The 13,705-nt window shown below is 60.2% G+C and carries 14 protein-coding genes; 10 read left to right on the top strand and 4 right to left on the bottom strand.

The genetic code is table 11. The annotated features are described in order from the left end of the window. Positions 1 to 18: 18 nt before the first annotated feature. The 3 genes from O3W47_RS17295 to O3W47_RS17285 all read left to right on the top strand — a co-directional run bounded on the left by O3W47_RS17295 (position 19) and on the right by O3W47_RS17285 (position 2,585). Complete coding sequence (locus O3W47_RS17295) at positions 19 to 519, top strand: MarR family winged helix-turn-helix transcriptional regulator (protein WP_174024128.1); 501 nt, start codon at positions 19 to 21, stop codon at positions 517 to 519. A gap of 107 nt (positions 520 to 626) precedes the next feature. Then, a complete protein-coding gene (locus O3W47_RS17290; protein WP_269314244.1) occupies positions 627 to 1,334 on the top strand; it encodes a FadR/GntR family transcriptional regulator in 708 nt (235 codons plus the stop codon). A gap of 48 nt (positions 1,335 to 1,382) precedes the next feature. Then, positions 1,383 to 2,585 (top strand): mandelate racemase/muconate lactonizing enzyme family protein, encoded by a 1,203-nt coding sequence (locus O3W47_RS17285; RefSeq protein WP_020011125.1) that lies wholly within the window; start codon positions 1,383 to 1,385, stop codon positions 2,583 to 2,585. Here O3W47_RS17285 and xseA read toward each other — a convergent pair whose 3' ends face one another. Next, complete coding sequence (xseA, locus tag O3W47_RS17280) at positions 2,586 to 4,184, bottom strand: exodeoxyribonuclease VII large subunit (protein WP_269314242.1); 1,599 nt, start codon at positions 4,182 to 4,184, stop codon at positions 2,586 to 2,588. Between the two features lie 189 nt (positions 4,185 to 4,373). Here xseA and O3W47_RS17275 point away from each other — a divergent pair, with 189 nt between their 5' ends. Together O3W47_RS17275 and O3W47_RS17270 are read left to right on the top strand one after the other, a co-directional pair. Further along, positions 4,374 to 4,616 carry a hypothetical protein gene (locus O3W47_RS17275; RefSeq protein ID WP_020812414.1) on the top strand — a complete coding sequence of 81 codons (243 nt, stop codon included), beginning with the start codon at positions 4,374 to 4,376 and terminating at the stop codon, positions 4,614 to 4,616. 12 nt (positions 4,617 to 4,628) lie between these two features. Next, entirely contained in the window at positions 4,629 to 5,000 is a 372-nt protein-coding gene (locus O3W47_RS17270; protein ID WP_269314240.1) for a hypothetical protein, read from the top strand. Here the strand turns inward: O3W47_RS17270 and O3W47_RS17265 are convergent. Next, positions 4,997 to 5,980, bottom strand: a complete 984-nt coding sequence (locus tag O3W47_RS17265; RefSeq protein WP_269314239.1) for a Gfo/Idh/MocA family protein — start codon at positions 5,978 to 5,980, stop codon at positions 4,997 to 4,999. The two genes, O3W47_RS17270 and O3W47_RS17265, sit on opposite strands and share 4 nt — an antisense overlap. Positions 5,981 to 6,160: 180 nt before the next feature. On the opposite strand from O3W47_RS17265, the gene O3W47_RS17260 reads away from it, so the two are divergent. The 4 genes from O3W47_RS17260 (at position 6,161) to O3W47_RS17245 (ending at position 9,208) form a co-directional block, all read left to right on the top strand. Continuing rightward, positions 6,161 to 6,721, top strand: a complete 561-nt coding sequence (locus O3W47_RS17260) for a cysteine hydrolase family protein (RefSeq protein ID WP_269314237.1) — start codon at positions 6,161 to 6,163, stop codon at positions 6,719 to 6,721. Then, a complete protein-coding gene (locus tag O3W47_RS17255; RefSeq protein WP_137452477.1) occupies positions 6,721 to 7,704 on the top strand; it encodes a GlxA family transcriptional regulator in 984 nt (327 codons plus the stop codon). The genes O3W47_RS17260 and O3W47_RS17255 overlap by 1 nt, the downstream gene beginning before the upstream one ends. A gap of 108 nt (positions 7,705 to 7,812) precedes the next feature. Then, complete coding sequence (locus O3W47_RS17250; RefSeq protein WP_127756727.1) at positions 7,813 to 8,763, top strand: aldo/keto reductase; 951 nt, start codon at positions 7,813 to 7,815, stop codon at positions 8,761 to 8,763. A 1-nt stretch (position 8,764) separates the two neighbouring features. Then, positions 8,765 to 9,208, top strand: a complete 444-nt coding sequence (locus O3W47_RS17245; protein WP_262534634.1) for a GNAT family N-acetyltransferase — start codon at positions 8,765 to 8,767, stop codon at positions 9,206 to 9,208. Here O3W47_RS17245 and O3W47_RS17240 read toward each other — a convergent pair whose 3' ends face one another. Next, entirely contained in the window at positions 9,209 to 10,099 is an 891-nt protein-coding gene (locus tag O3W47_RS17240) for a LysR family transcriptional regulator (RefSeq protein WP_269314234.1), read from the bottom strand. A gap of 117 nt (positions 10,100 to 10,216) precedes the next feature. On the opposite strand from O3W47_RS17240, the gene O3W47_RS17235 reads away from it, so the two are divergent. Then, a complete protein-coding gene (locus tag O3W47_RS17235) occupies positions 10,217 to 11,218 on the top strand; it encodes an aldo/keto reductase (RefSeq protein WP_137452481.1) in 1,002 nt (333 codons plus the stop codon). Positions 11,219 to 11,276: 58 nt separating this feature from the next. Here the strand turns inward: O3W47_RS17235 and pheT are convergent, their stop codons facing one another. Next, positions 11,277 to 13,700: a phenylalanine--tRNA ligase subunit beta gene (gene pheT / locus O3W47_RS17230; RefSeq protein WP_269314231.1), complete on the bottom strand. Its 2,424-nt coding sequence runs from the start codon at positions 13,698 to 13,700 to the stop codon at positions 11,277 to 11,279. Positions 13,701 to 13,705: the final 5 nt, after the last annotated feature.

Here is a 13,705-nt window from a genome sequence, read left to right as displayed (position 1 = left end):
AATTGTTATGCCTTGGTGATGAGCAAAGAACCGCTGGACCACGTCGATCACATTCTGGCGCAATGGCGCAGGGAGCGACCCGATCTCGATGTCGGCCCCATGGGGCTGCTCGGGCGCCTGAACCGTCTCGCTACCCATCTCGGCCGGGAGGTGGAGGCGGTGCTGCTGAAGCACGGGCTTTCCTCTTCCGCTTTCGATGTGCTGGCGACATTGCGGCGCTCCGGCTCACCATACCGGCTTTCCCCCGGCGATCTTTTAGCCATGACGATGGTGAGTTCCGGCACCATGACCAACCGCATCGACCAGCTCGAGAAAGCCGGGCTGGTGGAGCGCATCCATAACCCGAACGACCGGCGCAGCGTCCTGATATCGTTGACGGAACGGGGGTTTGCCATTGTCGAGGAAGCGGCAGGCGCTCACGTCGAAAACCAGCACCGCCTGGTCGCCGGCCTCAGCGAAGAAGAGCGTGCGACGCTGAACCGGCTGCTGAAACGGTTTTTGCGGGATTTTGAAGAATAGGCTTTTCGGCCCGACAAACACGCAATGGTTCCATGATGGCGCTTGTTTCGCTCCAAAAAATCCTGTAAGCAATTTTCCGTAAACCTGTACTACAGGTTGGAGGAAAAATGTTAACTGCCATTTCGCATGAATCCGGTCTCGTCAGCAGCACGATCGGAGCGATCACCCGCCATATCAGGGAAAACGAACTTGCACCCGGGGCGAAACTCCCCAGCGAGCTCTCGCTCTCACAGCAGCTCGGTGTTTCGCGCACCGTCGTTCGTGAGGCCTTCCGGTCCCTCTCGGCCATGCGGCTGATCGATGTCAACGCCGGCAAGCGCGCCACGGTGGCGACGCTGGATCATGGTGCGATGTCATTGATGTTCGAACATGGCATTCACACCGAACAGATCAACATCCAGCAGATCTACGATGTGCGCCGCACAATCGAAGTCAGAACCGTGACGCTCGCGGCGCTAAGGCGCACGGATGCGGAAGCGCTCACCATTCTCGACCATGCCAACAACATGGAGCGGGATTTCGGTGACAATGACAAGGTCATGGAACACGACCTTGCCTTTCACCTCGCCGTCGCCCGGGCCTCCAAGAACCCGGTTTTCGAGCTCATTCTCGGCGCTTTCCAGAATGTGACGCGCCAGACATGGCCAATCGGCTGGAAAAGCCGCACATCCGATGCGCAGCGCCATGCAGCCGGCGAACTTCACATCGCCATCGGGCAGGCCATTGCCGCCGGCGATCCGCAAACGGCCTCAACGCTGATGGCGCGGCATTTCGATGAAAGCGTGCATGCGCTCCTGGCCGCCGGCATCGCCTGATTTTTTTCAACGCAATCCCAGACGAAAATCTCTGGAGGAGACACTTTCATGAAAATCACGAAACTCGAGACCGTCCGTGTGGCGGAACGGGCAAACCTGCTCTGGGTTCTGGTCCATACCGATGAGGGCATTACCGGGCTTGGCGAAACCTTTTATGGCGCCGAAACGGTGGAAACCTATGTGCACGAATATATCGCGCCCCGGGTGATCGGCCGCGATCCGCTGCAGATCGACCTTCTGGCGCAGGATCTCGTCGGTTATCTCGGCTTCCGTTCATCGGGCGCGGAAGTGCGCGGCAACTCCGCTTTCGATATCGCGCTGTGGGATATTTTCGGCAAGGCCACAAACCAGCCCATCGCCCAGCTTCTCGGCGGTTTCAGCCGCAAGGAAATCCGCACCTACAATACCTGCGCGGGCACCGAATATATCAAGAAGGCCACCGGGCAGCAGACGGCCAATTACGGCCTTTCCGGCGGCAAGGACTATGACGATCTGAACGGCTTCCTGCACCGGGCGGACGAGCTTGCCCATTCGCTGCTGGAAGACGGCATCACCGCCATGAAGATCTGGCCCTTCGATGCGGCGGCGGAAAAGACGCGCGGGCAATACATCTCGATGCCGGACCTGAAAAGCGCGCTCGAGCCCTTCGAAAAAATCCGCAAGGCGGTGGGTGACAAGATGGATATCATGGTGGAGTTTCACTCCATGTGGCAGCTTCTGCCCGCCATGCAGATCGCCAAGGCGCTCACCCCCTACCAGACCTTCTGGCATGAAGACCCGATCAAGATGGACAGCCTTTCCAGCCTGACGCGTTATGCCGCCGTGTCGCCCGCGCCGATTTCCGCCTCCGAAACGCTCGGCTCCCGCTGGGCCTTCCGCGACCTGCTGGAAACGGGTGCAGCTGGCGTGGTGATGCTTGATATCAGCTGGTGCGGCGGGCTTTCGGAGGCGCGCAAGATCGCTTCGATGGCGGAAGCCTGGCATCTGCCCGTCGCCCCGCATGATTGCACCGGGCCGGTGGTGCTCTGCGCCTCCACCCATCTGTCGCTCAACGCGCCGAACGCGCTGGTGCAGGAAAGCGTACGCGCCTTCTACAAGACCTGGTATCGCGATCTCGTCACCGCATTGCCTGAGGTGAAGAACGGCATGATCACCGTGCCGCCGGGCGCCGGCCTTGGCATGGAACTGCATCCCGATATCGAAAAGACCTTCACCGTCAGCCGCCGTTTTTCGGATGCGGCGTCGATCTGATCAGAACAGGCTGCCCTGATTGCCCGGATCGGAAGAAGCCGGTTTCGCCGGCTTCTTTTTGGGCACTACAGGGTTATCAGGGGACGGCGCGCCCTCCCCCGTCGTGATGGCCGAGACGCGGCCATCGGCAAATTCCATCGAGATCACAGTACCTGAAGCGACAGCGGCAGCGCGGGTCAGCGGCCGGTTCTCCTCATCGCGGATCACGGCATAACCGCGTTTCAGCACGTTTTTATAAGAGAGCGATTGCAGGATGCGGTCATGGGCGGCAAGGCCCGCACGGTTCTGCGCCATGCGGTGCAACACTGCGGTATCGGCCCGGCGCGCGCCGGTGACGACCCGCTCCTTCTGCCGCTCCAGCTGGCCGAGCAGGCGGGCGGGAAGCGAACGCAGCGCGGAATCGAAGGCATCGACACGGCCTTTTCCCTGCAGCAGACGGCGCTCCACCAGGGTCTCGGCCCGGTGCATGCGCTCGGTAATCCGTTGCCTGTGCTGTTTGAGACCGTTCAGCAGAGTTTCCGGCCTGAGACCGGAGGCGGACCGCTCAAAAGCACGGCGCTTGTTGAGCGTTGTCACTTCCAATCCTCGACCGAGACCGCTCGCGGCCTCATCAAACCGGCGGCGCGGCAGGGCCAGAAGCTGATCGAGCGACGGCAGCGCGCGCACCAGCGCCCGCACGCCCTGACGGCGATTGTCCATCTGCCGCGATACCGAGCCGGAAAGTCGCGCGGCAAGGCCGGAGAGCTGCGCTTCCAGTTCCGCACGCACCGGCACGGCCATTTCGGCGGCCCCCGTCGGGGTCGGCGCACGCACATCGGCAGCGTAGTCGATCAAGGTCGTATCGGTTTCATGCCCGACGGCGGAAATCAGCGGGATTTCGCTTTCGGCTGCGGCGCGTACGACGATTTCGTCGTTGAAGCTCCAGAGGTCCTCCAGACTGCCGCCGCCGCGCGCGACAATCAGCACATCCGGCCGCGCAATCTCACCACCGGGCTGAAACGCGTTGAAACCGCGAATGGCGTTCGCCACTTCTTCGCCCGAACCTTCGCCCTGCACCTTGACCGGCCAGACGATCACATGGACCGGAAAGCGATCCGAAATGCGGTGAAGAATATCGCGAATAACCGCGCCGGTGGGCGAAGTGACGACGCCGATGACATGCGGCATGAAGGGCAGCCGGCGCTTGCGGGTCGCATCGAACAGCCCTTCCGCCGCCAGACGCCGGCGGCGATCTTCGAGAAGCGCCATCAGTGCACCCGCACCGGCAGGCTCAAGGCTTTCTATGACGATCTGGTATTTCGACGAGCCGGGAAAGGTTGTGACCTTGCCGGTGGCGATGACTTCCATGCCCTCTTCCGGGCGGAACTTCAGCCGTGAAAAGGTGCCTTTCCAGATCACCGCATCGATACGGGCGCGGTCGTCCTTCAACGAGAAATAGGCGTGTCCTGACGAATGCGGCCCACGATAGCCGGAAATTTCGCCGCGCACCCGCACCTGCTCGAAAGCCGTCTCCACCGTGCGCTTGATGGAACCCGACAGTTCGGAAACCGAGAACTCGGCAAGATTGCTCAATGCTGCGTGGGAGAAGATATCGCTCATGCCCGTTTGTAACCAAAACCCGTCGATTCGGAAATGCCGGCGCCGGCCAGCCTCATTTTAACGGCGATGAAACCATATCCTCAACTAACGAGTTAGGAAAATGGGGATTGGAGGAGGAAACAAGGGTTCGTTAGGGAAAACGGCGGTACGTCTTGCCCCAGGCCCGACAACCAAAGAGGAGGCGGCATCATGATTTTTCTTACCGCCACGGCGCTCGGCGTAACCGCAGTTGCGCTCCGTTCGGTTTTCAGCATCGTTTTCATCTGCATGATGATTATCGGTGCCTATGGCGTGGCGATTGCACTTTCTTCCACGGCCGTGCCCTTGATGTCGCTGCTTCTGGCACTCGCCGGTTATAATTTCGGTGTCGTGGGTGTCGTCCTCGGCCTTCTGGTGCTGCAGCGCCCGCGTTCCACCCAGCCAACCCTCTAAAAGCCCACGATCTTGAGGCTTCCGCACTTTGCGTTGACCGAGACATGCGGACTGGCCGCCGACCTTGCCGTTACCTGTCTGCTTATTTTCTATCTCGGCGTCGATCCGCTGGCCGCCCGTTTGCCGGGCGCAGCAACGGGGCTTGCAACAAGCTGGCGGCTGAACCGTGAAAATGGTGAGGCATCAGCCAGGCTGAGCAGCTTTCTGATGAATGCCGTCACGCTCACCTCACGTATCGTGAGTGTCGGCCTGTTTGCCCTCCTGCAATGGCGCAACCCGCTTGTACAGCCGCTCGTCCCGCTTGCCTTTTCAATAATCGCAGCACTGGCGCTGGCGCTTTACGGCTACTGGCGGCTTCAAAAGCAACGGCAAGATCAGGACTAAACCGTCTCCCAGCCATCCTTTTCCGCCGCCCGGTAGATAGCGTCGATGAAAACCTGGTTCTTTCTCGAGCTTTCCAGCGTCACAACGTCGCCCTCGCCCTTCGCCGCACGGGCAAAGGCCTCCGCCTCCAGCTTATATTGGCGGCTATCCTGAAACCGGAAGATTTGCGACTGGTTATGGGCCTGATTGGTCAGTTCGATCTCTTCCGCACCCCAGCGATTGGCATTGAAGGGAGATTTGACCTCAATGTAGCCCTCAGTGCCATGGAAAACCATGAGCTGACGGGCGGCAAGCTGTGTGGCCAGATAAAAACTCAGTTCGAAATCGCCGAAATCGGCCCTGACGCTGGAATAGATATCCGTGCCGAATTCCTTGTCGCGCTCGACGGTGGCCTGTACGCGCCGGGGCTCCGCACCCGTAGCGAAGCGGGTAACGATGGTTGGGTAAACACCGATATCCGGCAAGGCGCCGCCTCCCAGTTCGGGAATATTGCGCATATTGCCGGGATCGCGGTTGAAATAGCTGAAAGCGCCCTGAACATGCTTCAGTGTGCCGATCGCGCCGGATGCCAGCAATTCCTTCACCTTCGCCCAGACGGGCGCATAGGTGACCATGAAAGCTTCCGAAATGACAACACGGTTGCGGTCACGCGCGGCGATGAGGGTGTCGATCTCCTCTGCCTTCAATGCAATCGGCTTTTCGCACAGAACATGCTTGCCGGCATCGGCGGCCTTGATGGTCCATTCTACATGCTGCGAGGTCGGAAGCGGAATATAGACGGCGTCGATCACATCCGAGGCCAGCATCTCCTCATAGGAGCCGAAGGCGTATGGCACGGAAAAACGATCCGCCACCGCGCGGGCCCTGGCATGGTCACGGCTGGCGATGGCGCCGACCACGCAGTTTTGCGCATCCTGTATCGCCGGAATGACGTGATCCTGAGCGATTTTCGCCGTTGAGATTATTCCGAAGCGCAGCATTCCATTCTCCCGCTCTGCCATCCGTCGAAAACTTACCATCGTCACACGGTCTGGCAAGCCGCAGATGCATGACAGAGCAAGGTATGGCTGAATTTGTCCTGTCTTTGTCGGAATGCCTGCTTTTCTCCGAGTTTGCTTAGAGGAATTATGCTATGCATGAACCCAATGGAGAAACATGAAATGTCCTCTTCCCACACAGCACTGCTTGTTATCGACGTTCAGGAATCCTTTCGGCACGCCCCTTACTTCGAAGAAAGCGAGCTTGCCGCCTATCTGGAAAAGCAGCAGGCACTGATCGACGGTGCAAGGGCTGCGGGCATTCCCGTCGTGCAAATCTTCCATGTCGATGGCGACAGGGCCTTCTCAAAAGACAGCGGCTATATCCGGGCGCTGGAGGGTGTGCGGATTGCCCCAGATGTCACCTTTCACAAGAACCGCCATTCGGCTTTTGCCGGCACCGGCCTCGAAATCTGGCTGACGCAGAAGGGCATCAACCGGCTGATCGTCTCCGGTATCCGCACCGAACAATGCTGTGAAACCACCACCCGGCATGCTTCCGATCTTGGCTATAGCGTCGATTACGTCACCGAAGCGACGCTGACTTTCCCGATGACACATGCTTCCGGCACCGTCTTCAGCCCGGACGATATCCGCAAGCGGACCGAACTGGTGCTGGCCGGCCGCTTCGCGCGCATCGTGACCGTCGACGACGCACTTGCCGCCGTCAAAGAGGCCGCCTGATGGATAAAGGCGGCACACGCTTCATTCCCTTTTATACGCTTGTGCCGCCACATGCGCTGTTGCTCGATATTGCCGGTCCGCTCGAAGTGATCCGCTATGCCAACGGGGAACAGCGGGACATTCATTTCGACTGCCGCTACATTGCCGCGACTGACAAACAACAATCTTCCATCGGCCTTGCGCTTTCAGGGCTGGAGAGCTTGCCTGAGACCCTGCCGGAAAATGCTTTCCTGCTGATCTCGGGCAGCACATCGCGCCTCGACAACGATCCGGAGACACGGCGAGAGCGGCAGGCGCTGGCGGCATGGCTGCGCCGCGCGGTGCGCCTCGATACGACAGTCATTTCCATCTGCTCAGGCGCGCTGCTGGCGGGCGAAGCCGGGCTTTTCGACGGCCGCAACTGCACGACCCATGCCGACTGCGTTGAGGGGCTGCGCCGCATCGCGCCGCTGTCCCAGGTGGCCGAAAACCGCCTTTTCGTCGAGGATGGCAACCGCTTCTCAAGCGCCGGTATTTCCACCGGCATCGACCTGATGCTACATGTGGTTTCCCGGCTGACATCGCCTGCGGTCGCGGCGCGTATTGCCAAAACCATGGTGGTTTATCTCAGGCGCAGCGGCAGCGATCCGCAAATCTCTCCCTGGATGACCGGCCGCAACCACATCCACCCCGCCATTCACCGGGTTCAGGACCGTGTGATGGCCGAGCCGGCGCAAGACTGGTCGCTGGAGCGGCTGGCCGATATCGCCGCGCTCAGCGAAAGGCACCTTTCGCGTCTGTTTCGCGAGCATACCGGCATCAGCGTCATCGACTACGTCAACCTGATGCGGGTCAATCTTGCCCGCGACATTCTCGCCAACAGCCGCCTGGATATGGAAGCCATTGCCGAACGGGCGGGTTTTGCCTCCGCCCGGCACCTGCGGCGCGTCTGGCAGCAGCATAATCGTCACCCGCCCAGCCATTATCGCGGTTTTCAGGCCTGATAATCTCAGATCCTGCCGCTGCCTGATGAATGCCATCAAAGGAATTGAATGGTTATGCGGATGAGCAGTTGCTACCTTGCTACCAAGACAGCAACAGGAGCATTCCCCGTGGAAAAACGAAGCCTCGGCCGCACCGGCCTCTCCATCGCCCCAATCGTCTTCGGCGGAAACGTGTTCGGCTGGACAGCGGATGAGAAAACTTCCTTTGCCCTGCTCGACGCCTTTTTCGACGCCGGGTTCAACGCCATCGACACGGCGGATGTCTATTCCGCCTGGGTGGACGGGCATGTGGGCGGCGAGTCCGAGACGATCATCGGCAAATGGCTGAAGCAATCGAGCGTGAAGCGTGAAGATGCGGTAATCGTCACCAAGGTCGGTTTTGACAATCGCGGCCAGAAGACAGGCCTCAGCGCCAAATGGATCGCGGAAGCTGTCGACGCCTCGCTGAAGCGGCTGCAAACCGACTATATCGACCTTTACCTCGCCCATAAGCCAGACGCGGATGTGCCGCTGGAGGAAACGCTCGCCGCTTTCGGCAAGCTGAAGGAGCAGGGAAAAATCCGCGCCATCGGCTGCTCCAATTATTCCGCCAGCCAGCTTCAGGACGCGCTGGACACGGCTGAGAAAAACAATCTTCCCCGTTATGACGTGCTGCAGCCGGAGTACAATCTCTATAACCGCGCGGATTTCGAAGGTCCGCTTGCCGAGCTTTGCCAGAAGGAAGAGATCGGCGTCATTAATTATTACAGCCTCGCCGCCGGTTTCCTGACCGGGAAATATCGCGCCAAGGCCGATACGGAAGGCGTCGCCCGCAGCTACCGTGTAGGCGAATATGTCAATACGCGCGGTCTTGCCATTCTGGGCGCGATGGATGCGGTGGCAGTGGAAACCGGGGCCAAGCTCGCCGATATTGCCCTGGCCTGGCTGTTGCGAAAGAAGGCGATAACCGCGCCAATCGCCAGCGCCACCAGCCTGTCCCAGCTCGAAAGTTTCAAACGCGCCGTCGAATTAAAGCTGACGGATGAGATGATGACACTTCTCGACAAAGCGGGTGCGTAACATGGAGCTTAGAATTCGCGACGCGCAGCCCGCTGACCGGGCGGAATGGCTGCGCCTATGGAACGACTACCTCGCCTTTTATGATGTTAATCTTGCCGATGAGGTAACCGAGCATACCTGGGCACGCATTCTCGACCCCGCATCCCGCGTCTCCATGCGCGTGGCCATGCTCGGCGACCGCATGGCCGGTTTCGCCATTCACCACTTCCATGATTCCACCTGGGTGAAGACGCCAGACTGCTATCTGGAAGACCTGTTCGTCGATGGCGAAATCCGTGGCAAGGGGACAGGTCGGGCGCTGATGGACGATCTTATCGCCATCTGCAAGGAAAAGGGCTGGTCACGGCTTTACTGGAACACCGGCGAGGATAACCACCGCGCCCAGAAGCTCTACGACAGCTACGTGAAAAGCGACGGCCATATCCGCTATCGCATCACCCTCTGATCATCCCCGGAAACGGAAGAAATCCACAAAGGCTCTCAGCGCCGGCCGCATCTGCCGGCGCGAGGGATAATAAATGTAAAAACCGTCAAAGGGCGCGCACCAGTCCTCCAGCACCCGGATCAGCCTTCCCTCCCTGATATCGTCCTCGACACGCTGTTCGAACACGAAGGCAAGCCCTGCGCCGTCAATCGCTGCCCTTCGAATGAGGCTCTGGTCCGACAGGATCAGCGGCCCCTGCACATCGACCACCAATGGCTTGCCATTCTTCTCCAGTTCCCAGCGATAGATAAGGCCGCTGGCGAAACGCCGGCGAATGCAGCGATGCCGGATGAGATCCCTTGGATCCTGCGGTGGTGGATTTTCTAAGAAATAAGGGGGCGCGCCAACAATCGCGCCGCGCCATGCGCCGCTCGCTTTCACCGCAATCATATCCGCATCGAGGTGCTCGCCAAGCCGCAGACCCGCATCGAAACCTTTCGCGACAATATCCTCGAAGCGGTCGTCGGTTGAGATTTCGAGTGAAATATCGGGGTAGAGCTGCAGGAATTCACCCAGCCGGGGCACGATGAGGTCCTCAGCGGCAAGTCGCGGCAGGGTGATGCGCAGGGGGCCAGCGGGTCTTCCGCCCTGCTCGGCAAGCGTCTCGATGACCGCATCTATATCGGCAAGTGCAGGACCAAGCGTCTCGAGAAGCCGCTTGCCCTCCTCTGTCGGAGAAACGCTGCGGGTGGTACGATGAAGCAGGCGCAGCCCAAGGCTCGCCTCCAGCGATGACACCGCATGGCTGACGGCGGAAGGGGCAATGGCAAGTTCGGCGGCGGCCTTGCGAAAGCTGCGGCCTTCGGCAACGGCCGCGAGAACAGCCAGCTGGGAGAGTTGCACACGGTTCATTGTTCTAAATAATAGAACAACCCAAGCGGATTTGCAGCGATTATTTTTACCGCCGTGAGACGCTATTTTCTCATCACGCCCTTAGCGATGGGCGATTCCTTATGGAAGGACGAACAGATGAAACAAAGAACCCTTGGAAACAACCTTTCCGTTTCGGCGCTTGGCCTCGGCTGCATGGGAATGACCCATGCCTACAGCCCGACCGGCGATGAGAGCAGCGCAATTGCAACGCTGGAACGCGCCGTCGAACTCGGCGTCACCTTTTTCGATACGGCGGAGGTTTACGGGCCTTACAATAACGAGATTCTTGTCGGCAAGGGTTTGAAGCCCTATCGCGACAAGGTGGTCATCGCCACCAAATTCGGCTTCAAAATCGACACCAGCAAACCCGCTGGCCAGATGATGGTGGGCACCGACAGCCGCCCGGAAAATGTGCGCGCCGTCGCCGAAGCCTCTCTCAAACGCCTTGGCGTCGATGAGATCGACCTGTTCTACCAGCATCGCGTCGATCCGAATGTTCCGATCGAGGATACGGTGGGCGCCATGGCCGAGCTGGTAAAGCAGGGCAAGGTGAAGCATCTCGGCCTGTCGGAAGCAAGCGCCGAAACACTTCGCAAAGCGCACGCCGTTCATCCGATTGCGGCAATTCAGAGCGAATATTCGCTGTGGACCCGCGATGTGGAGGAGAACGGCGTGCTGGAAACCTGCCGTGAACTGGGCATCGGTTTCGTCCCCTTCAGCCCACTTGGACGCGGCGCTCTGACGGGTGCACTGAAGTCACTCGACGGCCTTGCATCCGACGACTTCCGCCGCGGCCTGCCACGGTTCCAGAGCGAAAACTTCGACGCCAATCTGGCGCTCATCAAGCTTCTGGAGGACATGGCGACCGAGAAGGGCGTAACCGCCGGGCAACTGGCGCTGGCCTGGGTTCTGGCACAGGGCGACTTCATCGTTCCGATTCCCGGCACGACAAAAATCGCCAATCTGGAGAAGAACGTTGCCGCAGCGGAGGTGTCGCTGACAGCGGAAGAAGCCGCCAGCCTCGGCGCGCTGCTTTCGCCCGCAAAAGTCGCCGGCGCGCGTTACCCGGAACAGATGTCACGGATGGCCAATCGCTAAAAACAAAAAGCCGCGGCAGTTGCCGCGGCTTTTTTCATTCCGACAGATACCTTCAGCCTCAGGCGCGCAGGACGCCGCCCGTCGTTTTCTCGACATTACCGACGATCTTGGCCGTCAGGGCCTCGAAATCCTCATCGGTCAGCGTCTTGTCGACCGGCTGGATCTGTACTTCGATGGCGACTGACTTGCGGTTTTCACCGAGCGACGCGCCTTCGAAAATATCGAAGACATTGACGCCGGTGATCAGCTTCCGGTCGGCGCTCGTTGCAGCCTTGATGATGGCCCCCGCCTCGACCGACTTGTCGACCACGAAGGCGAAGTCGCGCTTCACCGCCTGGAAGGGCGAAAGCTCGAGCGCAGGCTTGGTGCGGGTCGCCTTCTTCTTCGGCTCCTGCATGGCGTCGAGATAAATCTCGAAACCGCAATAGGCGCCGGAGACATCCAGTTCGGACAGCGTCTTTGGATGGAACTCGCCGAAATAACCGAGCACGACCTTCGGCCCCATCTTGATGGTGCCGGAGCGGCCGGGGTGATACCAGCCGGGGCCGCCGGCTTCGATCTGCACATTGGCCATGGGCAGGCCGCAGGCTTCCAGCACCGCCAGCGCATCGGCCTTGGCGTCATAGACATCCACCGGCTTGCCGCCACCCTTCAAAGCATTGGACCACATGCGGCCGCTGCCTGCGAGCGAGGCCGTGCCGCGGCGGACACCGCCGGCAACGCGGCGCTGCTTCTCAGGCGTATCGCCCTCATAGGTGCCGGAGACCTCGAAGATCGCGACATCACTATGCCCTTTATCGGCATTGCGCTGCGCGGCGGTCAGAAGACCGGGCAGCAGCGAAGGCCGCATGTCCGACATATCCGCTGCGATGGGGTTGGCGAGTTTCAGCGCGGGTGAACCGCCGCCGAAAAGCTTTGCCTGCGCTGCCGGGATGAAGGACCAGGTGACGGCCTCGAGCATGCCGCGGCTTGCCAGCGCGCGGCGCGCGGTGCGGGTACGGATCTGCAGCGTGGTCAGGATACGGCCGTTGACGGCCCCGAAACTTTCCAGCGGCTCCGGCTTGATATTGTCGACGCCATGGATGCGCATGACCTCTTCCACCAGATCGGCCTTGCCGTCGACATCAGGACGCCAGGACGGGACGGTGACGGAAACGCGCTCGCCCGTTCCCTCGACACTGAAACCAAGGCCTTTGAGAATGGCGAGGCTCTCTTCCGCCGAGACTTCCAGACCTGTCAGGCGCTTCACTTCCGCGAGCGGAAAATCCACGACCTTTGGCTGATGGCCCTTATAGCCCACGACCCGGGCTTCGCCAGCGACGCCGCCGCAGAGTTCCAGAACCAGTTCGGTGGTGCGCTCCAGACCCGGAACCATGTATTCCGGATCAACGCCGCGCTCGAAACGATAACGCGCATCGGTGATGATGCCGAGCGAACGGCCGGTCTTGGCGATGTTGATCGGATCCCAGAGTGCGGACTCGATCAGCACGTCGACAGTGTTTTCGTCGCAGCCGGAATGTTCGCCGCCCATCACGCCGCCGATGGACTCTAGGCCCTTTTCGTCGGCGATGACGACATTGTTCGGGCCGAGCTTATATTCCCGCTGGTCGAGTGCGAGGATGGTCTCACCCTCTTTCGCACGACGAACCGTAAGATCGCCCTTGACCTTGGCGGCGTCGAAGACGTGCATCGGCCGACCCTGATCGAAGGTCATGTAGTTGGTGATGTCGACAAGCGCGTTGATGGGGCGCAGGCCGATTGCCATCAGGCGCTGCTGCATCCATTTCGGGCTGGGGCCGTTCTTCACGCCACGCACGATGCGCAGCGAAAAGCCGGGGCAGAGCGCCGCATCGTCCAGTTCCAGCTTCACATCGACGGGCGTTGCGCCTTCCACCCTGAAGGACGGCGCAGGCCTCATCTTCAGCTTGCCGAGACCGGAAGCCGCAAGATCACGGGCAATGCCGTAGATCGAGGTGCAATCCGGGCGGTTCGGCGTCAGGTTGATTTCGATCATCGGATCGTCCAGGCCGGCATAGGTGGCGAAGGACGTGCCGATAGGGGCATCCTGCGGCAGATCGATGATACCGTCATGATCGTCGGAAATGTTGAGCTCCTTTTCGGAGCACATCATGCCGTGGCTTTCGACGCCGCGAATTTTGCCGACAGCAAGGGTGACATCGATACCCGGGACATACACGCCCGGACGCGCCAGCGCACCGACAAGGCCGGCGCGTGCATTCGGCGCACCGCAGACGATCTGCACCGGCTTGCCATCACCGGCATCGACCATCAGCACCTTGAGGCGGTCGGCCTCAGGATGTTTTTCAGCGGAAACCACCTTGGCAATGACGAAAGGCTTGTAGGCCGCCTTGTCGTCAACGTCCTCGACTTCGAGGCCAATTGCCGTCAGCCGCTCGCAAATCTCGTCCAGCGTCGCATCGGTATCCAGATGCTCTTTCAGCCAGGAAAGAGTGAATTTCATGTCTT

Origin of the sequence: Agrobacterium sp. LMR679 (assembly GCF_027157905.1) — a bacterium.
In the GTDB taxonomy this organism is placed as follows: Bacteria; Pseudomonadota; Alphaproteobacteria; order Rhizobiales; family Rhizobiaceae; genus Agrobacterium; species Agrobacterium leguminum.
This window is presented reverse-complemented; position numbering and strand designations above follow the sequence as displayed.